The sequence below is a fragment of the Bacillus cereus group sp. MYBK245-2 genome (assembly GCF_051916145.1).
In the GTDB taxonomy this organism is placed as follows: domain Bacteria; phylum Bacillota; class Bacilli; order Bacillales; family Bacillaceae_G; genus Bacillus_A; species Bacillus_A pacificus.
Window position 1 is genome coordinate 297,308 of sequence record NZ_JBQAGB010000002.1, and the last position, 20,183, is coordinate 317,490.

A 20,183-nucleotide genomic window follows, 5' to 3' on the forward strand; every position below is an offset into this window, starting at 1 on the left:
AAATGAAATGGCAAATGCGTAAAATCGTATTGTTAGCAGTCATTGTTAGTTCCCTCTTTTTTAGTATGTTAGTGTATTACGTTACATATCCATTTCTGTTTCAAAATAAGGCGTTCTTTCTTTCGAATTTTTGCTTGTTTCAGTTAGAAAAACATATGAAAGAATTATCATTCATTCGTATTATAATCGCTGGATTTCTACTACTTACTGTGTTTATTGTTTGCAAAAGAATGTGGCGACAATTTTTTGATACTAAAAGATTACAAAAAGTACTTATTCCCTTCGTTCGAAAAGGAAAACAAATATATATATTGCCGACTGCGGAAGTTGCGGCATTTACAATTGGGTTATTTCGTCCGAAAGTTGTCGTGTCAGAAGGGATGCTTCAAACATTTTCAGCTGAAGAAATGGATGCGATTATTTTTCATGAAGAATATCATCAAAACAATCGAGACCCATTAAAATTATTTTGTTTTACGTTATTAGCAGAAGGAATGATATACATCCCGATATTAAAAGGGCTATTGCAGCGCTATCATGTGTATCAAGAGTTAGCTGCAGATAAGTATGCAATGCGGAAAATGAAATCTAAATTCGAGTTAGGAAGCGCATTATTAAAATTAATTAAAATAAAGACAATGGAAAATCGATGTGTTACAGCTTCATTTGCAAAAACAGCAATAAATTTACGAATTGAGCAAGTGTTACATGAAAAAGTTGTTAAGCTCAATATGCCGTTACATACGAATTCGGTATATGTAACAGTAGGTTTATTTTGTATGTCGGTTGTACTGATTGTCGGAGAGTGCATATAGCCTCTTTTTTTTAAGTATTAACACTACTTTATGTAGTGTGTTTAGGAGGAAGAAAAGTGAAGAAACTAATTGTGATTATACTAGCCGGAGCACTAATTTGGGCCGGAGTGAACTTTTATAATACAAAGAAAGAAGAAAAGGAAAGAAAAGAAAAACAAGCGGAGTTACAAAAAACAGAAGTATTACCACAAGTAGGATTTAAAGCACCAAACATAACGTTAAAAGGACTAGACGGGAAGTTGTATTCGTTACATGATGCAAAGGGAAAACCGTATCTTATTAATTTTTGGGCATCATGGTGTGGTCCATGTGAAATGGAGGCACCTGACTTAGTTCGTATGTATGATAAATATAAAAAGGATGTTGAAATCTTTGCGGTAAATGCAACAATCGGAGATCCAGTGCAAGAAGCGAGCGCTTTTGCGGATCGTCACGGATTTAAGTTTCCTGTTTTACTAGATATGGACGGAGTAGCTGGATTAGACTATAAAGTATTTTCTTTACCAACGACGTTTTTTGTTAATAAAGATGGCATTATCGTAGAGCAAGTACGAGGCGTATTACCTCCAGATCAATTAGAAGAGAAATTTAAGAAATTAATTGAGAGTTAAAGAGGGGATTTTGTATTAATGGAGTGGATCGTGAGGTTACAACCCGTATCTCTTATAATTGGAAGTCTATTTGGATTTATGTTGATGAAACGAAAGATGAAGAACGAAAGTGTACCATATGAAAAAATGATGGATGCAGTAACAAATGCTTTTCTTATCATCGTATTTTTATGGAAATTTGCACCGGCAATTTTAAATCCAGTATGGGCTATTAGGTCGCCACTGCAAGCATTATTAGCTATAGGAAGTATGAAACATATTATAGTAGGATGCATAATTGCAAGTGTATACATTGTTTGGAAAAGTAAAAAGGGGCAATTTTCACTTCGCATTTTACTTGATACATTGCCTATTGGACTATGTATGAGTATTGTTTTCTATTTTCTATTCCACCACAAAATAGGAGTACAAACGACACTGCCTTGGGGTGTGAAAGTATATGAATCTAAATTTTTATATCACCCCGTTTTTGTATACGAGATCATCCTTGCCCTGTGTCTATTGGGCTTATTATGGATGAAAAATGAAAGGCTCGGAAATGGAAAGAACATAAGTGTTTTTCTAATAGTTGAGGGTGTTGCTCATATTATTCTTTCGCTTATTAGTGAACAGAATTCGATTTTATTTGGTTTATCGATGCAGCAAATACTCAGTTTTTGTGTTCTGAGTTTAGGGATTTTGTTCGTGCCGAAAAAATAAAAATAGCCATGTACGGAGGAATCCGCACGTGGCTATTTTTATTACATCTATTAAAAAATCGGTGGAGTAACAGAAAATAAAACAATCGCATTTTTCTCAAATTGATTTACCCATTTATGTTTTAAATAAGCGGGTATTTTTACACTATCACCCGTTTCTAATATGTATTCTTCTTCATTTAAATGTAATGTGATTTTCCCTTCTAATACAAATACTAATTCTTCACCCTTATGTTCTAGTACATTTTCTGATGAAGCTGTATTCGGCGGGACAGTCATAATCGCTGTTGCTAAATTTCCTGTGAAATCAGGTGATAGCATTTCATATGATAAATTATCGATAATCATTTTTTTACGTTTATGAGAGCGTACAATTAAATCGTCTGTATTTGTATCTTCAAGTAAAAAGCTAAATGTTGGAACATCAAGCGCTTTAGCGAGAACTTTTAATGTTTGGATAGAAGGGTTAGCAGATCCGCGTTCAATTTGACTTAACATAGATGGTGTAATATCGGCCATCTTTGCTAGTTCTTTACTCGTTAAACCTTTTTCCTTTCTTTGTTTTTCAATTTTTTTACCAATATCTATATTTTCCATAATGAAAATCTCCTTGCTAATTATTAAATTATATTTAAATAAATTAAATTAAAATTAACTAAAGTGAATAATTTATGTTAAACTATATTAAAATTAATTTAATTATAATTTATTAAATTGTAAGCTACAAGGTGATAAGGAGGAAGAGGAATGAAGGAAATAGAGAAATTAAAAGAGGAATATCCACTCTTAAATAAATTAATCGCAACAGAAGAAGTGTTTTGGGTGAATCCGAATATGGAAAAGTATGAAACGGCAATAAAAGATTCGCCACTGAATGAAGAGAATGTAAAAGATGCGGAAGAGAGGTTAAAGCGTTTTGCACCATATATTGCGAAAGTTTTTCCTGAAACGAAAGAGACTAACGGCATAATTGAATCACCTTTAGTGAAAATCCCTTCAATGAAACAAGCTTTAGAGAAAAATTATGAGCAACCTATTTTAGGAGAATTATTATTAAAATGTGATAGTCATCTTCCGATATCAGGGTCAATTAAAGCTAGGGGCGGCATTTATGAAGTGTTGAAGCATGCTGAACAATTAGCGTTGCAGTATGGTATGTTAACAGAAGAAGATGATTATTCCATTTTAGATAGTGATACATGTAGAGAGTTTTTTGCCACGTATTCTATCGCAGTCGGTTCAACAGGAAATTTAGGGCTAAGCATTGGGATTATGAGTGCGAAACTAGGTTTTAACGTAACGGTTCATATGTCAGCAGATGCGAAACAATGGAAAAAAGATTTATTAAGAAGTAAAGGTGTAAATGTTATTGAATATGAAGCTGATTACAGTAAAGCTGTAGAAGAAGGAAGAAGGCAAGCAGATGCAGATCCTAGCTGTTATTTTGTAGATGATGAAAACTCACATGATTTATTTTTAGGATACGCAGTAGCAGCCTCGCGTTTACAAAAACAATTAGAAGAGTTAGAGATTGTAGTGGATGAAGAACATCCTTTATTCGTTTATCTACCATGCGGAGTAGGGGGCGGACCTGGCGGAGTCGCATTTGGTTTAAAGTTATTGTATAAAGACAACGTACACTGTTTCTTTGCCGAGCCTACGCATTCTCCATGCATGTTACTCGGTTTAATGACAGGACTTCATGATAAAATTGCCGTTCAAGATATCGGGATTGATAATGTAACAGACGCGGACGGACTAGCGGTAGGAAGACCGTCTGGATTTGTCGGTAAAACGATAGAACCATTTTTGAGTGGAAATTACACAGTAAGTGATGAAGAGTTATATAGATTATTAAAAGAACTAGCTGATACGGAAAATATTTATTTAGAGCCTTCTGCATTAGCTGGTATGATAGGACCAGTGAAAGTATGTACAGAAGATGAGTATTTACAAAAACAACAGTTAACAGAGAAGATGAAGAAAGGTACTCATATTGTGTGGGGAACGGGAGGTAGTATGGTTCCAGAAGATGTGATGAATGGGTATTATAAGAAAGGTTTAGAATTAATACTGTAAGGAAAATGAGGCTAGTTATAGTCTCATTTTTTCATGTACATAAAAATCTTTGTTATTTTCACATATGTTCTTTATAGTATAGATATAAAGGATTACTAAGATCGAATAAATATAACAAAAAAGCTTTATTTTACATAATAAGAGGATGTGTATACGATGTCATTACAGACTAAATATATAGCGGGTATTTCGCTTGGGGTTATGGGGGTAGGTTTTGCGGCTTCTATTCCTTTTCAAGGGTCGGTAGCTGGTGAGATTATTCAAGGTGGATTTGAAGCTGGGTTAGTTGGTGGACTTGCGGATTGGTTCGCAGTTACAGCTTTATTCCGTCATCCGATGGGAATTCCAATTCCGCATACAGCTTTGTTACCGAAAAACCGTAAACGAGTAACGAAAGGGCTCATCAATACGTTAGAAAATGAGTGGCTAACGAAAGAAAGTATTACGAATAAAGTAAAAGAAATGCAACTAGCACAAATGGTGCTGCAAATTGCAGAGAGAGAAATGCAGTCTAATGCTGTGAAAAAAGGGATTGTAACGATTGCTGAGAAGGCGATTGTTTCAATAGATACGGAAAAATTAGCGGTTATTATTGAAAAAGAATTAAAAACGTATTTGCATACAATGAATACAAGTAACATCTTACAAGTGCTTGTTGATCAATTAGTTGTGCAAGAATATGATGAGAAGACACTGGATTATATTTTAGTAAAAGTAAAAGATTGGACAGCGCAAGATGAAGCACGCTATCAGCTCGGAAGTTTAGGGATGAAGGCGATGGAAAATATAAAAGTAGATGGATTTTTACAGTTTACATTGAAGTCGTTTATGAATATTGTAGATGAAGATAAAATTGGCGGCATTTTGCAGAAATTCATTATTAGCAATATTAACAGCTTACAAGATGCGGATAATAGCACGAGACAGCTTATATTAGCAAAAATTCGTCAAGAAATTATAAATGTAAAAGAAAATGAAGCGTTACTACAAGAATTAGAAAATTGGAAAGAAAAATGGATTTCAAATTGGAATGCTACTGACAAAATTAAAGAGATGTTGGAACAAGCGCAGCAAAAAGCAGTTGCCTTTGTAAACAATGAAGAATTTGCGGATAAGTATGTTATTCCATTTTTGCAAAAACAAATGAATAAAATAAAAGATGACGAAGTGACTGTTCAAAAAATAGAAGATTGGTTACAAAAACAAGTTGTGAAGCTTGTTGAGAATAACCATTCGAAAATCGGAAAGCTAGTGCAAGAAAATCTTGATAAGTTAGATGATAAAACGTTAATTGAAATGATTGAAAATAACGTCGGTAAAGATTTACAATGGATCCGAGTAAACGGAGCTGTTTGCGGATTTATGATTGGCTTAGTGTTAGAGGGAATTAAAGCGATTATATGAGAAAAACCTTCCACAATTGTGGAAGGTTTCTTATTTTTCAATAACACTCATATTTAAATTGTAAGCTTTCTCAATGCTTAATTTGTACGTTCCATTTCCAGTTTTAATCGAATTTTTATACCAATGTTCTTGTTCGTTTAATTCTGGATTTTCTTCTGAAGTATTCTCTTCTTTTTTCGTTAAATCTTCAACTTGTTCCCAAGGTGTGTTTCCTTGGGATTCTTTTTTGTTTGTTATGGCGATTAAAGATACATCGCTTTCTTTCGTTAAATGAACAGATACATTTGAACTTTCCTGTACAAACCAATTATTTTGTAATTGACCTGGATAAAGGGATAGTTCGTTATTTGAAGCACGAACTTCTACATTTTTATTTTGTGGAAGAACGAGTGTCGGTTTGACCTGTGGTGCGGAATTCCATAACGTATGTTGAACTGGTAATGATTTTAAAGTGATATACATCGTTTCCCCGGCTGTTTCAACGGAAAGAAAATCTTCTTGTTTTAAATTAAGTTTTTCATTAGCTTTCGTCGTCATTTCATATGTTCCAAGAAGATGAATTTGATTTGTATCATTTCCCTCTATTGTTAGAGGGTACTGTCCTGCATCCACTACAATTTTTTTGATAGATTCAGGTATATTAAGTTGTCCACTTGGAATATTACTCGTTTGGCGAGTGGTATGAATAGAATGACGAACTTCATCTAGCAATCCAGTTGATAATAAACAGTAAAAAGCAATGCCAACACTTCCTAAAACACCGATAAAGAAAATACTAAAAATATCATATTTAATAAATGATTGTTCCTTCTTAGAAAATAGAAGGTAAAGTAAAATTTCCACGCCAAGTATAATAAGTAAAACAGGCCACCATGCTGTTAAGGAATCTAATACCTCAGTACCTTTTATAACTGAAAATAGTAAGAAGCAACCTAATGCAATAATAGAAAGCCCCATTGAAAATGTTCCAACGCGCCATGTTCTCATTCTTTCGTACCACCTTTATTTTCTTTATTTCCAAGTAACAATTTAAAGCCGCCACCAATTAAGAGGAGTGCAACGATAGATGTTTGGAAATAGCGATAATACAGCTCGCTAAGATGAATGTTAAATATAGTTGCGAAGTAATCATTCAAAATAGGAAGGACTGTTTGATCTAATAAATAATAACCCCCGAGTGTAATTAACCCGATACCGATCCATCTTTGATGATTAATAAAATAATCAATGATAGGTTCGTCATGTACACGTTCTTTTCCATACTTTGCAGTTTGCTGTAAAGCGTCAAAGAAGCTATAGAACCAAATGATTGGTACTAAAAATAAAAACGCTGAAAGTCTTAATAAGTCAAGTAAATAGATGGAAAGTAAAAAGGCTGCCATAAGCTGGAGGCCTCGTCGCTGTAAGCCTAAATACATATGTCCCGCTCCAGGAAACATCGCTAAAATAGAAGCGAATGTTTTACTTTTCTTTCCTTGTTCACGGTGCTCTTCAAAATCTTCAAAAATAGTGCGGTCAACTAATTGCTCACCACGTTCTTTTTTCTGGAGTTGCTGAACAACATCGAAGAAATTATAAATCCATAAAACAGGTAACGTCACGAGAAAGATAAGGAAACTTTCTTGAGATGTTAAAAGGGCAACGAAAATGATCATACTTCCGATTCCTGTACAAGCTACTAAAAATGTAAGTCCACGTTGCATAAGCCCTAATTGAAAATGACCAAGTCCAGGGATGATGGAAAGAAGAATGATATAAAATCGTTCGCTCTCTTTAGAGGACTCTGTTAATTCTCCGGTTGCTTGTTTTTTCGATTGGTTAATAATCGTGATAACTAAATCTAGTAAGTTGACCACCCATAACACGGCTAGTAAAAATAGAGAAAGAAAAGCAATATCACGCGCTCCCAATGCTATTGTACAAAATGCTGCAAAGATAAATAGAAATACAGCCCCTCCGCTATATACAATAAACCGTCCAAATTTCTTTAAATATAAATGTCCAAGCCCAGGAATTAGCCCTAATACAAGTGCTAAAAAGGGGTTTTTATTCATGCTTTGAACCTCCGTTCTTTTTTGATGTGTCTACCGATTTGTTTACAATTTGTTGTGAGATAGAAGACTCGTTATGTTTTGAAGATTTCTCGAAATTTGATGTCGCTGTGAAAATATATTGGAATAAACCACTTACCATAAAAATAATTGTAGCTGCGGTTGCAATTATGTAGTGAATAATCGTTCGCTTTAATGAGTTTGTTTTTATATTTTCATTAGGTTGTAGCGTTTTAAAATTAATTTGCGTCATAACTTCGTTCGTAAATGAATCATCATTTATCATTGGAAGGTTTTCCTGTTGTTCATCAATACTTTCCATATAAAGCGCTAAACAATGATCACATTCATAAAGATGTTCTTCCATAGATTCACGTTCATTACTTTCTATAACATCTAATGTATAATTGCGCCAATCTTCTTTTGAATAATGCATCATAGAAACTCTTCCTCCTTCCAATGTTTTTTAATCCATTTTCTTGCCCGATACAGTTTCATTTCGACTGTTTTCACTTCGATATTTTCCTGCAAAGCAATTTCGTAATAACTTTTTTCTTCTAAGTAATGTGCGAGAACGACATCACGGTAATTATGGGGAAGTTCTCTCAGTTTTTGAGCAATTAGTAATTTTTTTTCTTTCGTCAATAATAAATCCTCAATATTTTGAGAGGATTTTATATTTTCCTCAGTTTCTTTACATAAGGAGAGTTCTTCGTTTTCTCTAGCTTTTTTTCTCTTATAATCAATAGCGTGATTGGTGGCAATACGCGCCATCCACGTTTTTAATCCGCGAAATTGATAATTTGGGAGAGAGGCGTGAATTTTTACGAATACTTCTTGTGTAACATCTTTCGTATCTTCTTCATGTCTTAAAATAGAAAAGATAACTTGGAAAATATAGTGACGATATGTTTGCACAAGGATACGAAAAGCATGTTCGCTTCCTTGCTGTGCTTTTTCAATTAATTGTTTTTCCTCAATGGGTCTCTCCCTCCTTTTTGACGCATTCTATTATATAGACGTAAAGAATGATAAGTCACCCTACACATTTTGTAAAAAAAGAATAATATATTTTTTGCAGGTGAGCTAGATGAAAAAAGGTGTGAAAAAATGGTAAAGAGAAGTATATAATGAGCAAGTAGGAAATGTTACAGGGAGAAAGGATGTGAGTGTTAGTAGGGAAAGGTCCATACTAACAAACATGAAAATTAAAATATTAATAGCAGATGATAATTCTTTTATTAGAGAAGGCATGAAAATTATTTTAAATACATATGAAGAGTTCGAAGTAGTAGATACAGTAAATGATGGGAAAGAAGCAGTGGAATATTGCAAAAAGAACGACGTTGATATCGCCCTTTTAGATGTTCGCATGCCAAATATGAACGGGGTAGAGGCGACAAAATTCATTTGCGAAGAGACGAAAACGAAGCCGCTAATTTTAACGACGTTCGATGATGATGAATATATTTTGGACGCAGTGAAGAACGGGGCAAAAGGTTATTTATTAAAAAATAATGATCCAGAGCGTATTCGTGATGCGATAAAAGGAGTATATAACGGCCAAACAGTTATGCAAGATGTAGTTCTAGATAAAATTAAGTCTAATTTAATGGAAAGTAAAGAGGAAGAATGTAAAATAGATAAAAGTCTTTTTACTGAAAGAGAGCTGAGTATTATCGCATTAATTGCAAAAGGCTTTTCGAATAAAGAAATCTCGAAGCAACTTTTCATATCAGAAGGAACGATTGCAAATTATATTACGTCAGTTTTAGGGAAAACTGGACTGGAACATCGCACACAAATTGCTATTTATTACTTAACAGGGAAAGTTGATTAAAGGTATGGAATTTTGGTTAATTGTAAGTAAATTAATTGTATTTATATATATTGTGTTTAGTTACATTTATTTAAATGTTGCAAACTTACCATGGATTATACTGACTTTGCTTTTATATCTTTCTGTAAACGTGCTAATCTCTATATGTAAAAAAGATACGTACAAAAACATATTAACTTCTGTGTCGATTGGCTTAGTTATGTTATTTACATGGAAGATTCATCCGTTTTTCATTTTGTTTTTACCATTGAACTTATATGAAATTATATTTCGTTATATAGAGAAGAAATGGCAACTCTTTATCATTATGATGATTCCTATTATATTTACAAATGAAAGCATTCGAATGACATATGGATTAATTGTTGCATTTTCTTTCCTCGTATTAACGATGGCAGAACGGTATATATCGCGCGTATTAAAGCTTGAATCACAAAATGATAAGATGCGAAAAAATATGCAGCGGCTGACGAAAAGCTTAAATGAAAATAAAGAGTACATAAGGCAATCAGAGTACACATTTAAGTTAGAAGAGAGAAATCGACTTTCTCAAGAAATTCATGATAAAATTGGCCATTCGATGACAGGTGCACTTATTCAAATGGAAGCAGCAAAGAGATTAATGGCGATAGATAAAGAAAAATCTGCTGAGTTATTACAAAATGCAATTCATATTTCGAAAGATGGAATTGAAAGCATTCGGATTACATTAAAAAATATGAAGCCACCAACTGAGCAAATTGGTATTCATCGTATGAAATTATTCATAGAGGAATTTGCCGGTAAGCATGATGTGAATATTCCTTTCGTTTATAAAGGGAACTTAGATATGATTTCTCCTATACAGTGGAAGATTATCGGTGAAAATGTCACGGAAGCATTAACAAATGCGATGAAATATGCTGATGCGACAGTCATTGCAATCGATATTCATGTACTTAACAAGATGGTAAAGGTACAAGTGAAGGATAATGGAAAAGGTGCAATGCTTGTTAAAAAAGGTCTCGGTATTATGGGGATGGAGGAACGAACGGCGTCTGTAAACGGTAAAATTATAGTAGATGGAACAAGTGGTTTTTCAGTAACAATGTTACTGCCGATATGAGAATGAATCATCTCATATGAAAAAAGTGAATAATCTCATGTGAAAAGAATGAACTTCTGCACTGAGCAGGTTCATTCTTTTTGTTTATACTAAAAGCAGAGAAACCGAAATAGGGGTGAAACGATGAATACTTTAGAAATTAAAAATTTAACGAAAAAATTTGGTGATTTCATCGCAGTTGATAATATGTCTTTATCTATTAAAGAAGGAGAAATATTTGGCTTTTTAGGATCGAATGGTGCTGGTAAAAGTACAACGATAAATATGGTTGCTGGCTTGCTAAGAAGTAATGAAGGTGAAATTAGCATACTAGGAAAAAATATAAAGAAACATAATCGATTTGCGAAGATGAATATCGGTATCGTTCCGCAAGATATTGCGATTTATGAAGAGCTAACTGCCTATGAAAATGTGAAATTCTTTGCTGGATTGTATGGGTTAAGGGGTGCTGAGTTAAAAGCGAGAGTGGAGGAAGCGCTTCAATTTGTAGGGCTTAGCGATAAATATAAAAGTTATCCGAAAAATTTTTCAGGCGGGATGAAACGAAGGCTGAATATTGCTTGTGCGATTGCTCATAGACCGAAGTTAATTATTATGGATGAGCCGACAGTTGGAATTGATCCACAGTCAAGAAACTATATTCTCCAGTCTGTTCGGAAATTAAATGAAATGGGAAGCACGATTATTTACACGAGTCACTACATGGAAGAAGTAGAAGAGATTTGTACGAAAATCGCAATTGTTGATCACGGTAAAGTAATTGCAGAGGGCACGAAAGAACAGTTAAAAGCGATTATTACGGATACGAAAGACATTTGGATTGAAGTGAAGTCAGTAGAAAATTTAGATGTAGAACAGTTAAAAGAAATAAATGGAGTGAAAGCTGTTCAAATTGATGAGAATGTAATTAAAGTAAACTCGGATGCAGGGTTAAACAATTTAAATAAAATTATTCAGAACTTCATTAATCATGACATTGAAATTCGTTCGTTAGAGGAGCAGGCTCCAAACTTAGAAACAGTATTCCTTACGTTGACTGGAAGAAACTTACGAGATAAATAAAAGGTAAATGAAGAAAAGGTAAAGGGAGGTTCATCCATTGAACATCTTCAATATTGCAATTATGCATATGAAAAGAGATTTCAGGGACGTAAGAACTTTAGTTTTTATGTTAGCATTTCCAATTGTGCTTATGCTTGTATTAGGAACAGCATTAACAAACGCATTTAATAGTGATAGTCATTCAATTAAAGATATACAGGTGCTATATAAAGATGGAGCAAGTAGTACGTTTTCTCAAGCATTTGAAGCATTTGCGAAAGAAGTTGATAAATCAGGTATTCATTTTAAAAAAGCTTCTGGCAGTATAGATGGGAAAGAAGAAGTGAAGCAAAATAAATATGCTGCTTATGTAGAATTAAATAAAGATGGCGCAAAATTGTACGGAAGTGACAAAAGTAGTATTGAGGGAAGTATTGTGGAAGGCATGCTTACAACGTTTGTTGATAAGTACAATGTAGCAGCCGAAGTTGCAAAAGTAGATCCTAGTAAGGTGAGCGCAGTTATTTCAAACGGAAATCATAATGATTATATAAAAGAAACATCTTTACAAGCAGCGAAAAAGCCAGGTTCTATGGATTACTATGCAGTTGTAATGACGACGATGATTGCACTATATGCAGCGATGGGAGCCAGTTCTTTAATTCGAGGAGAACGAATACGTAAAACAGGAGATCGTCTCATTGCTGCGCCTATAAGTAAGGCTGAAATATTCATTGGAAAAGTAATTGGGAGCCTAGTAGCAAATGCTCTGTGCATATTGCTTGTCATGTTATTTAGTAAATTTGTTTTTCAAGCGAATTGGGGCGACCATCTTGGAATTATATTTATTATTTTATTAACACAGGTTTTTCTAGCAATTAGCTTCGGTTTAGGGATCGGATATATTACGAAAACAGCTGAAGCATCGAGAGCAATTATTATGGTAGTCGTGCAATTAGCTTCTATTTTTGGTGGTGCATATTTCGTAGTAGAAGAAAATTTCGTTACGAATTTATCACCATTAACGTGGGCAAATACAGCTGTTATGAAAATTATCTACGCGAATGATGTTGGGGCAGCACTGCCGGTAATAGGTTTAAACCTTGGAATTTCGGCACTCTTTTTATTAATTGCAATTATTGCATTACGTAGACGGGAGGGGCTATAGTATGAAAGATATTTTATGGCTCATACAAAAAACGTTATCTGTACTTTTGAAAAATAAAAAAAGTTTATTTATTATTATTAGCTTGCCAATAATAGGAACGCTCATCGCCTTTTCGGAATACGGAAATGTAGGGCAAGGAACGTTAAATATCGGGGTTATAAATAAAGAAAATCAACCTATAGCAAATGATACAGTGAAATTTTTAGAAGGATTAAAGCATGTAAATGTAAGTAAGATTAAAGATTCTGAAGTAGAAGATAAACTCACTTCAAAAAAACTTGATGGTGTTATTACATTAGATTCTGGTTTTTCCGAAAGTGTTCGAGAAGGGAAACCTGATCATATTGAAATCTCATCGATTAAAGGTGATCAAGTAACAGGATTTATAAGGTCCTATTTATATAATTATATTGATAATATAGCAGCGATTAGTAAAGTTGCAGGAACAGATCAAAGTGCATTTGATACTATGTACGCAGGGTATCAAAAAAGTGCATTTAAAATGAAAACTGAAACATTAGAAGATACTTCGAAAAATAAAGATATGACAACCCAAACGATAGGTTACCTTATTATGTTTATGTTGTTTTCAGCAGCGAACTTATCGGGTCATATTTTAAAAGAAAAAGAGAATAGAACATATTTTAGACTCTTATCAACACCGATAGACGGAAAGAAGTTCATATTATCTAATGTTGGGGTAAATATGATGATACTAACAGTACAAATTCTAATTACAACTTTATTCCTAACGAATGTTTTTCATACGAATATCAATATGCCTTTCATAGTGATGTTGGGCGTACTCATGTTATTTGCTTTAATAGCAATTGGAATATCATTAGTCCTTGTCGCTTTTTCGAAAAACTCAGCGTCAGCAAATGCAATGCAAAATATGATTATTGTACCGACATGTTTACTGGCTGGATGCTATTTCCCGTATGACATTATGCCAAAAGCGGTACAAAAAGTAGCTAATTTCCTTCCGCAGCGCTGGTTATTAGACACGATAGCAAAACTACAGCAAGGAATTCCATTCGCTGAGTTGTATTTAAATATTTTCATTTTATTCGCTTTTGCAATTGCATTCTTCTTAATTGCGATTTATAAATTTGGAAGAAATAATGATGCGAGGAACTTTGTTTAACAAAAAAAGGTGTGGCGTAGTGCTACACCTTTTTTGTTTTGTAATTTAGAGTATCTTTTGTAATATAGGAATGCTTTTGTAGAGCACTTCGTTATGTGAAGCATGCACAACGCATTTATTTCCCTCTAGGAGAAAAACGCTATGTAAAATAGCGTTCCCGTCACCATGTTTTGTAAGCATATCACCGACGACTTTGCCGTCTGTCCATTTCAGACTAGAATATGAAGGAACGACTTGTAAATATTGAATGGTTTCCTCTCCATCTCCAGCAATGAGTGTAGTTTCAATATTTCTTTTTTGTATCATAAATCTATTTTTATTTAAATTATCGAGGAAAGGGTTTTTCGTTTTCATTTTACTATAAGGAATAAATGTAATTGAAGATCCAGATTTTATAAATAAATAATTCCCGTAATCTTTACACGGAATAACATCTTGTAATCCTGGAAAGTAAAGATGTATCGCCTCAACTGTATTCATTTTATATAAGGTGCTTAAGTAGTGAATGTATTGTTCCATATAAAAATGAACGATATTTATTTTAGAAGAGGCATGGACAGGGAGACTACCTCCAGTCCAATAACTATAATTTGCCGGAGATCCAGCGCTTGGTGTACAGAGTATGATAAGTTGATTTACATCATTTTTATATTCTTCACTTTGAACGTAAGAACGTCCAAGAAGTCCTCCCATACTATGACAGATTAGATTTAGTTTATCGCGCCCTGTAATTTTTTTAGCATAAGCAATCGTTTGTAATAAATATTTTTGTGTAGAAAAAATAATCCGCTGACGCCAGTCATAAAAACAAATAAATAGGTTTTTATTTCGTTCATAGCCCATACTTTCTAACATCAAAATAAATGGCTCATAAACAAATGCAGATAGTCCGAAGCTCCAATCACCAGTACCCGGAATAATAATATTATTCATTGAACCGAAAAGTCCAGGGACAAAAACAATAGGTGTTTTTCCTTTTCTCATATTCTTCGCTCCTTTACCTGTTTAACATCGATGAAAATGAAGAAATACATTCCGTATGAAAATATATTTAAATGAAACACTACAGAGTAGAATGTAATTTGAGCGGAAGGAAATTAAAATGATTAAAAAAATATTGCGAGTTACTTCTATTATTGTTGCTATTGTTGTTTTTATTTTAATTTGCATGCATATCGATGTTACCTTAGGTAGAAAAATGGAAGCCGGGAAAAACATGCCGACAGAGTATGCACCTCATTATAGTGACTTTCAATTATATGTAGAAGGGAAGTCATTTTATAAACAGTTATTTACTGATATAAGAGAGGCGAAGAGATCTATTTATACGTACTTTTTTATTTTGTCAGATGATAAAAGTAGCCATACTTTTTTAAACTTATTAAAAGAAAGGGCAAAAGAAGGAGTAAATGTCTATTTATCGGTTGATCGCATTAATGATTTATCATTTGAAAGAAAGAAGATAAATGAATTGCGGGAAAGTGGTGTACATTTTACATATAGTAGAAAACCTGAATTACCATTCGGGTTTTATTCACTTCACCATCGTAATCATCGCCGTATTACGACGATTGATGGAGTGATTGGTTATACGGGTGGTTTTAATATAGGGGATGAGTACTTAGGAAAAGATAAGCGATTTGGATATTGGCGTGACTATCATGTGCGACTTAAAGGAGAGGGCGCAAAAGATTTAGAAGAACAATTCGCTTTAGATTGGAAACGAGATACGAAAGAAAAGATAAAAAGAAGTACGAATAAAGCGAGTAAAGGGAATACATTACATACGATGGCTAGTTACAATGGACATCACGTCGCTGAAAAATATATAGAATTAATAAAAGAAGCAAAGCATTCAATTGTCATTACAACACCTTACTTTATAGCCAAAAATAAAGAAGTAATGAATGCTTTAATGGAAGCACAAAAACGTGGAGTTACTGTAAAAATACTTTGGTCATATAAACCAGATATTCCTCTTATTAAAGAGGCGGCGTATCCGTATATTCGCCAAGCTGTTAATAATGGAATTAAAGTATATGGTTATAAAAAAGGGATGTTTCATGGCAAATTAATGCTTATTGATAATGAACTAACTGTTATTGGTACGACAAATTTTACTTCGCGAAGTTTCAATATAAATGATGAAATGAATTTGTATATTTATGGTGGTTCAATTGTAGGACAAGTTAATGAGGCGTTAACGGAGGATTTTCATAATTCAAAAGAAATGACGAAAGAATTTTTTGAGAAGTTATCGTTTTGGGAGCGTTGTAAGGAAAAGTTGGGGGGATTGGCTGATTTTTATTTCTAAAGTTTAAAGAAAGGGAGTCTTTTATAGACACCCCTTTTTTATGATTAATAATTATTTTTCATGCACGAGCAATGAGGCATCATCATTAATCAACGTCCCCACATGTTCACCTAAGCAAATTCTTTTCATTACTCCAGGCTCATCAAAGTTAAAGACGTGTGCTGGTAAATTATAATCACGGGCAAGCAATAAAGCGGCTTGATCCATTACTTGTATGTTTTGCCTAACAATATCGTTATAGTTTAGTTTTTTGTACATTTTTGCTGCTTTATTATGTTTTGGATCACTAGTAAAGACGCCATCTACTCCTTGTTTTGCGACTAATATAGCATCACTATTCATTTCAATAGCCCTTTGAACACTTGGGTAATCTGTCGTAACGAACGGTTGCCCGTTACCACCTCCAAAAATAACGATATACCCGTTATCTAAATGGTGGATTGCACGTAGGCGAATGTATGGTTCAGCTACAGCATTAAACGGGATGGAAGTCATAACGCGCACTTCTGTATTTGTTTTACTTGTTAAAACACCGCGTAGCATTAAGCTGTTAATGATTGTACCTAACGTACCGATATTGTCAGCTTCTACACGATCGATTCCCCATTCTTCCGCTAGATGACCTCTAAAAATGTTCCCGCCTCCAATGACGATAGATACCTCAATATCTAAATCAACGATGGATAAAATTTCGTTTGCGATATGTTCTAATCGTTTGGAGTTAAAGCTATTTCCGGTTTGATCGGCAAGTGCACCGCCGCTTAATTTAATTAAGACACGTTTATATGGCCTCATAACAATTCCCCCTATATAGATCGCAATAAAAAAGGAACAAAGGCGAATGCCTTTGTTCCTTTTTAAGAAAATGAAAAAGAAAAGAAGAAGATAGAACGAATTTTTGCACATAATTTTTCATATCATCCACTCCTTTTCATTTTGATTTGTTGTAAGTATATATCTTTTTGATTATACGAAACAATCTGATTACTTATCAAGTATATTTTATAGTTTTTTAACAAAATGGTGTCAATGAAAAAAAGAAGAAAAATATTTGAATTTTTTGTGACGAACTTGTAGGTTTTTGTATGATTTTGTAGGTTCGCTTATAAGATGTGTGAGTAGTGTTTATAAATTCAAATTGAAAGCGTTCGCATGAAGGGGATGAACATAAATGAAAAAATTCGGATTGGCAACACAAATTTTTGTCGCGCTTGTTTTAGGGATTGTAGTAGGGGCAGTCTTTTATGGCAATAAAACGGCGATTTCTTATATTACACCAATTGGGGATATATTTATTCACTTAATTAAGATGATTGTAGTACCAATTGTTATTTCAGCATTAATTGTTGCAGTAGCTGGTGTAGGCGATATGAAGAAGCTTGGGAAACTAGGCGGGAAGACAATTCTTTATTTCGAAATCATTACGACAATCGCTATTTTAATGGGGTTACTTGCGGCGAATATATTCCAGCCGGGTACTGGCGTTGATATGAATAACTTACAGCAAAGTGATATTTCTTCTTATAAACAAACAGCAGATGCTACAAAGAAGCAAGGATTCGCTGAGACGATTGTTCATATCGTACCGAAAAATGTATTTGAATCGATTGCACAAGGTGACTTATTACCGATTATTTTCTTCTCAGTATTATTCGGCTTAGGAGTCGCAGCAATTGGGGAAAAAGGAAAGCCTGTTTTTAACTTTTTTGAAGGTGTACTCGAAGCGATGTTTTGGGTTACAAATCAAGTTATGAAATTTGCACCATTTGGTGTATTCGCATTAATTGCTGTTACGGTTGCAAAATTTGGTGTAGCAACACTACTTCCTTTAGGAAAACTAGTGCTAGCTGTATACGTAACTGTTATACTATTCGTTGTGATTGTATTAGGTATAAATGCAAGAATGGTTGGCGTAAACATTTTTACGTTAATGAAAATTTTAAAAGAAGAACTTATTCTTTCATTTACGACAGCAAGTTCAGAAGCTGTTTTACCTAATATAATGAGAAAAATGGAAGAGTTCGGTTGTCCAAAGGCAGTTGCCTCTTTCGTAATTCCGACAGGTTATACATTTAACTTGACTGGATCGGCTATTTATCAAGCGTTAGCGGCATTATTTGTTGCACAAATGTACGGTGTGCACATGTCACTGACAGAGCAAATAACGTTATTATTCGTTCTCATGTTAACATCCAAAGGTATGGCGGGAGTTCCAGGTGCATCGTTCGTTGTTGTATTAGCAACGTTAGGTTCAATGGGGTTACCACTAGAAGGTATCGCGTTAATTGCGGGGATTGACCGCATTTTAGATATGATTCGCTCATCTGTCAATGTATTAGGGAATGCATTAGCGGCCATTGTTATGTCGAAGTGGGAAGGCGAATTCGATAATGAGAAAGCAAAACAATATGTAGAAACAGTCAAAGAAACAAAAGCAGCATAAGAAATCGTTAAGGAGTGAATAAGTATGGCAACATTAACTGAAGTTAAAAATGGTGTTCGAATTGAAAAAGATTTTTTAGGTGAAAAAGAAGTACCAAACTATGCATACTACGGTGTACAAACAATGCGTGCAGTTGAAAACTTCCCAATTACAGGATACAAAATTCATGAAGGTTTAATTAGAGCATTCGCAGTTGTAAAAAAAGCTGCAGCGCTTGCGAATACAGATGTAGGAAGATTGGAATTGAACAAGGGCGGCGCAATCGCAGAAGCTGCTCAAGAAATTCTTGACGGGAAATGGCATGATCATTTCATCGTAGACCCAATCCAAGGCGGAGCAGGTACTTCAATGAACATGAATGCAAATGAAGTCATTGCCAATCGTGCTCTTGAATTATTAGGAATGGAAAAGGGAGACTATCATTATATTAGTCCAAATAGTCATGTAAACATGGCGCAATCTACAAACGATGCATTCCCAACGGCGATTCATATCGCTACATTAAACGCATTAGAAGGTTTATTACAAACGATGGGCTATATGCACGATGTATTTGAATTAAAAGCAGAACAGTTCGATCATGTGATTAAAATGGGTCGTACACATTTACAAGACGCTGTGCCAATTCGTCTTGGGCAAGAATTTAAAGCGTATTCTCGTGTGCTTGAACGTGATATGAAACGAATTCAGCAATCACGTCAACACTTATATGAAGTGAACATGGGAGCAACTGCAGTTGGTACAGGCTTAAATGCAGATCCAGAATATATTCAAGCTGTTGTAAAACATTTAGCTGCAATTAGTGAACTACCACTTGTTGGTGCGGAAGACTTAGTAGATGCAACGCAAAATACGGATGCATATACAGAAGTATCAGCAGCACTGAAAGTATGTATGATGAATATGTCTAAAATTGCGAATGACCTTCGCTTAATGGCATCAGGTCCACGTGTTGGTTTAGCAGAAATTATGTTACCGGCTCGTCAACCAGGTTCATCTATTATGCCAGGGAAAGTAAACCCTGTTATGCCAGAGGTAATTAATCAAATTGCGTTCCAAGTAATTGGTAATGACCATACAATTTGTCTTGCTTCAGAAGCAGGTCAATTAGAATTGAACGTTATGGAACCAGTACTAGTTTTCAACTTACTTCAATCAATTAGCATTATGAATAACGGTTTCCGTGCCTTTACAGATAATTGCTTAAAAGGAATTGAAGCGAATGAAGATCGCTTAAAAGAGTATGTTGAGAAGAGTGTAGGAATTATTACAGCCGTGAACCCTCATATCGGTTATGAAGCAGCAGCTCGCGTTGCGAAAGAAGCAATCGCGACAGGGCAATCCGTTCGAGAACTTTGTGTGAAAAATGGTGTACTGTCACAAGAAGACTTAGAATTAATTCTAGATCCATTCGAAATGACGCACCCAGGGATTGCAGGAGCAACTCTTTTAAAGAAAAATTAACAG

20 protein-coding genes are annotated in these 20,183 nt (G+C 34.3%); 13 read left to right on the forward strand and 7 right to left on the reverse strand.

What is annotated here, in order from left to right:
• Positions 1 to 2 precede the first annotated feature (2 nt).
• The 3 genes from ACTFRN_RS06415 to ACTFRN_RS06425 are packed head-to-tail and all read left to right on the forward strand — an operon-like array spanning position 3 to position 2,125.
• The gene (locus tag ACTFRN_RS06415; RefSeq protein ID WP_014893864.1) at positions 3 to 815 is read left to right on the forward strand and encodes a M56 family metallopeptidase; all 813 of its coding nucleotides are present in this window, start codon (positions 3 to 5) and stop codon (positions 813 to 815) included.
• Between the two features lie 56 nt (positions 816 to 871).
• A complete protein-coding gene (locus ACTFRN_RS06420) occupies positions 872 to 1,426 on the forward strand; it encodes a TlpA family protein disulfide reductase (RefSeq protein WP_000734019.1) in 555 nt (184 codons plus the stop codon).
• Positions 1,427 to 1,444: 18 nt separating this feature from the next.
• Complete coding sequence (locus ACTFRN_RS06425; RefSeq protein WP_000454861.1) at positions 1,445 to 2,125, forward strand: prolipoprotein diacylglyceryl transferase family protein; 681 nt, start codon at positions 1,445 to 1,447, stop codon at positions 2,123 to 2,125.
• Between the two features lie 50 nt (positions 2,126 to 2,175).
• Here the strand turns inward: ACTFRN_RS06425 and ACTFRN_RS06430 are convergent, their stop codons facing one another.
• Positions 2,176 to 2,721 (reverse strand): helix-turn-helix domain-containing protein, encoded by a 546-nt coding sequence (locus tag ACTFRN_RS06430; RefSeq protein WP_088106595.1) that lies wholly within the window; start codon positions 2,719 to 2,721, stop codon positions 2,176 to 2,178.
• 150 nt (positions 2,722 to 2,871) lie between these two features.
• On the opposite strand from ACTFRN_RS06430, the gene dsdA reads away from it, so the two are divergent.
• Positions 2,872 to 4,203, forward strand: a complete 1,332-nt coding sequence (gene dsdA, locus ACTFRN_RS06435) for a D-serine ammonia-lyase (protein ID WP_000658345.1) — start codon at positions 2,872 to 2,874, stop codon at positions 4,201 to 4,203.
• Between the two features lie 156 nt (positions 4,204 to 4,359).
• The gene (locus ACTFRN_RS06440) at positions 4,360 to 5,607 is read left to right on the forward strand and encodes a DUF445 domain-containing protein (protein WP_061183902.1); all 1,248 of its coding nucleotides are present in this window, start codon (positions 4,360 to 4,362) and stop codon (positions 5,605 to 5,607) included.
• Positions 5,608 to 5,637: 30 nt separating this feature from the next.
• On the opposite strand, the gene exsE is transcribed toward ACTFRN_RS06440, so the two are convergent.
• The 4 genes from exsE to ACTFRN_RS06460 are packed head-to-tail and all read right to left on the reverse strand — an operon-like array spanning position 5,638 to position 8,576.
• Positions 5,638 to 6,594 (reverse strand): exosporium protein ExsE, encoded by a 957-nt coding sequence (gene exsE / locus ACTFRN_RS06445; RefSeq protein WP_001261397.1) that lies wholly within the window; start codon positions 6,592 to 6,594, stop codon positions 5,638 to 5,640.
• Positions 6,591 to 7,661: a hypothetical protein gene (locus ACTFRN_RS06450; protein ID WP_001039105.1), complete on the reverse strand. Its 1,071-nt coding sequence runs from the start codon at positions 7,659 to 7,661 to the stop codon at positions 6,591 to 6,593. Before ACTFRN_RS06450 ends, exsE begins: the two co-directional genes overlap by 4 nt.
• A complete protein-coding gene (locus ACTFRN_RS06455; RefSeq protein ID WP_000972364.1) occupies positions 7,654 to 8,097 on the reverse strand; it encodes a hypothetical protein in 444 nt (147 codons plus the stop codon). Before ACTFRN_RS06455 ends, ACTFRN_RS06450 begins: the two co-directional genes overlap by 8 nt.
• Entirely contained in the window at positions 8,094 to 8,576 is a 483-nt protein-coding gene (locus ACTFRN_RS06460; protein ID WP_254231440.1) for an RNA polymerase sigma factor, read from the reverse strand. The genes ACTFRN_RS06455 and ACTFRN_RS06460 overlap by 4 nt, the downstream gene beginning before the upstream one ends.
• Positions 8,577 to 8,859: 283 nt before the next feature.
• Between ACTFRN_RS06460 and ACTFRN_RS06465 the strand changes: the two genes are divergently transcribed.
• From ACTFRN_RS06465 to ACTFRN_RS06485, 5 genes are all read left to right on the forward strand, one after another.
• The gene (locus ACTFRN_RS06465; RefSeq protein ID WP_000694106.1) at positions 8,860 to 9,498 is read left to right on the forward strand and encodes a response regulator transcription factor; all 639 of its coding nucleotides are present in this window, start codon (positions 8,860 to 8,862) and stop codon (positions 9,496 to 9,498) included.
• A 4-nt stretch (positions 9,499 to 9,502) separates the two neighbouring features.
• Positions 9,503 to 10,603 (forward strand): sensor histidine kinase, encoded by a 1,101-nt coding sequence (locus ACTFRN_RS06470; protein WP_049112623.1) that lies wholly within the window; start codon positions 9,503 to 9,505, stop codon positions 10,601 to 10,603.
• A 123-nt stretch (positions 10,604 to 10,726) separates the two neighbouring features.
• Positions 10,727 to 11,665, forward strand: a complete 939-nt coding sequence (locus ACTFRN_RS06475) for an ABC transporter ATP-binding protein (protein WP_088106597.1) — start codon at positions 10,727 to 10,729, stop codon at positions 11,663 to 11,665.
• Positions 11,666 to 11,702: 37 nt separating this feature from the next.
• Positions 11,703 to 12,812, forward strand: coding sequence for an ABC transporter permease (locus tag ACTFRN_RS06480; RefSeq protein WP_088106598.1), 1,110 nt, complete (start codon positions 11,703 to 11,705; stop codon positions 12,810 to 12,812).
• Between the two features lies 1 nt (position 12,813).
• Positions 12,814 to 13,959, forward strand: coding sequence for an ABC transporter permease (locus ACTFRN_RS06485; protein ID WP_049112621.1), 1,146 nt, complete (start codon positions 12,814 to 12,816; stop codon positions 13,957 to 13,959).
• Positions 13,960 to 14,004: 45 nt separating this feature from the next.
• On the opposite strand, the gene ACTFRN_RS06490 is transcribed toward ACTFRN_RS06485, so the two are convergent.
• Entirely contained in the window at positions 14,005 to 14,943 is a 939-nt protein-coding gene (locus ACTFRN_RS06490; protein ID WP_001225403.1) for an esterase/lipase family protein, read from the reverse strand.
• Positions 14,944 to 15,061: 118 nt separating this feature from the next.
• On the opposite strand from ACTFRN_RS06490, the gene cls reads away from it, so the two are divergent.
• A complete protein-coding gene (gene cls / locus ACTFRN_RS06495; protein WP_140383357.1) occupies positions 15,062 to 16,273 on the forward strand; it encodes a cardiolipin synthase in 1,212 nt (403 codons plus the stop codon).
• 51 nt (positions 16,274 to 16,324) lie between these two features.
• Here the strand turns inward: cls and pyrH are convergent, their stop codons facing one another.
• Complete coding sequence (gene pyrH, locus ACTFRN_RS06500; RefSeq protein WP_001248048.1) at positions 16,325 to 17,068, reverse strand: UMP kinase; 744 nt, start codon at positions 17,066 to 17,068, stop codon at positions 16,325 to 16,327.
• A 376-nt stretch (positions 17,069 to 17,444) separates the two neighbouring features.
• Between pyrH and ACTFRN_RS06505 the strand changes: the two genes are divergently transcribed.
• Both ACTFRN_RS06505 and aspA read left to right on the forward strand, forming a co-directional pair.
• A complete protein-coding gene (locus ACTFRN_RS06505) occupies positions 17,445 to 18,716 on the forward strand; it encodes a cation:dicarboxylate symporter family transporter (RefSeq protein WP_088106600.1) in 1,272 nt (423 codons plus the stop codon).
• A 24-nt stretch (positions 18,717 to 18,740) separates the two neighbouring features.
• Positions 18,741 to 20,180, forward strand: coding sequence for an aspartate ammonia-lyase (gene aspA, locus ACTFRN_RS06510; RefSeq protein ID WP_000224208.1), 1,440 nt, complete (start codon positions 18,741 to 18,743; stop codon positions 20,178 to 20,180).
• Positions 20,181 to 20,183: the final 3 nt, after the last annotated feature.

Excerpts from the sequence above, each read along its gene's own strand:
- ACTFRN_RS06415 (WP_014893864.1), top strand. The coding sequence starts at position 3 with ATGAAATGGCAAATGCGTAAAATCGTATTGTTAGCAGTCATTGTTAGT.
- ACTFRN_RS06425 (WP_000454861.1), top strand. The coding sequence starts at position 1,445 with ATGGAGTGGATCGTGAGGTTACAACCCGTATCTCTTATAATTGGAAGT.
- ACTFRN_RS06430 (WP_088106595.1), bottom strand. The coding sequence starts at position 2,721 with ATGGAAAATATAGATATTGGTAAAAAAATTGAAAAACAAAGAAAGGAA.
- dsdA (WP_000658345.1), top strand. The coding sequence starts at position 2,872 with ATGAAGGAAATAGAGAAATTAAAAGAGGAATATCCACTCTTAAATAAA.
- ACTFRN_RS06440 (WP_061183902.1), top strand. The coding sequence starts at position 4,360 with ATGTCATTACAGACTAAATATATAGCGGGTATTTCGCTTGGGGTTATG.
- exsE (WP_001261397.1), bottom strand. The coding sequence starts at position 6,594 with ATGAGAACATGGCGCGTTGGAACATTTTCAATGGGGCTTTCTATTATT.
- ACTFRN_RS06450 (WP_001039105.1), bottom strand. The coding sequence starts at position 7,661 with ATGAATAAAAACCCCTTTTTAGCACTTGTATTAGGGCTAATTCCTGGG.
- ACTFRN_RS06455 (WP_000972364.1), bottom strand. The coding sequence starts at position 8,097 with ATGATGCATTATTCAAAAGAAGATTGGCGCAATTATACATTAGATGTT.
- ACTFRN_RS06465 (WP_000694106.1), top strand. The coding sequence starts at position 8,860 with ATGAAAATTAAAATATTAATAGCAGATGATAATTCTTTTATTAGAGAA.
- ACTFRN_RS06470 (WP_049112623.1), top strand. The coding sequence starts at position 9,503 with ATGGAATTTTGGTTAATTGTAAGTAAATTAATTGTATTTATATATATT.
- ACTFRN_RS06475 (WP_088106597.1), top strand. The coding sequence starts at position 10,727 with ATGAATACTTTAGAAATTAAAAATTTAACGAAAAAATTTGGTGATTTC.
- ACTFRN_RS06485 (WP_049112621.1), top strand. The coding sequence starts at position 12,814 with ATGAAAGATATTTTATGGCTCATACAAAAAACGTTATCTGTACTTTTG.
- ACTFRN_RS06490 (WP_001225403.1), bottom strand. The coding sequence starts at position 14,943 with ATGAGAAAAGGAAAAACACCTATTGTTTTTGTCCCTGGACTTTTCGGT.
- cls (WP_140383357.1), top strand. The coding sequence starts at position 15,062 with ATGATTAAAAAAATATTGCGAGTTACTTCTATTATTGTTGCTATTGTT.
- pyrH (WP_001248048.1), bottom strand. The coding sequence starts at position 17,068 with ATGAGGCCATATAAACGTGTCTTAATTAAATTAAGCGGCGGTGCACTT.
- ACTFRN_RS06505 (WP_088106600.1), top strand. The coding sequence starts at position 17,445 with ATGAAAAAATTCGGATTGGCAACACAAATTTTTGTCGCGCTTGTTTTA.
- aspA (WP_000224208.1), top strand. The coding sequence starts at position 18,741 with ATGGCAACATTAACTGAAGTTAAAAATGGTGTTCGAATTGAAAAAGAT.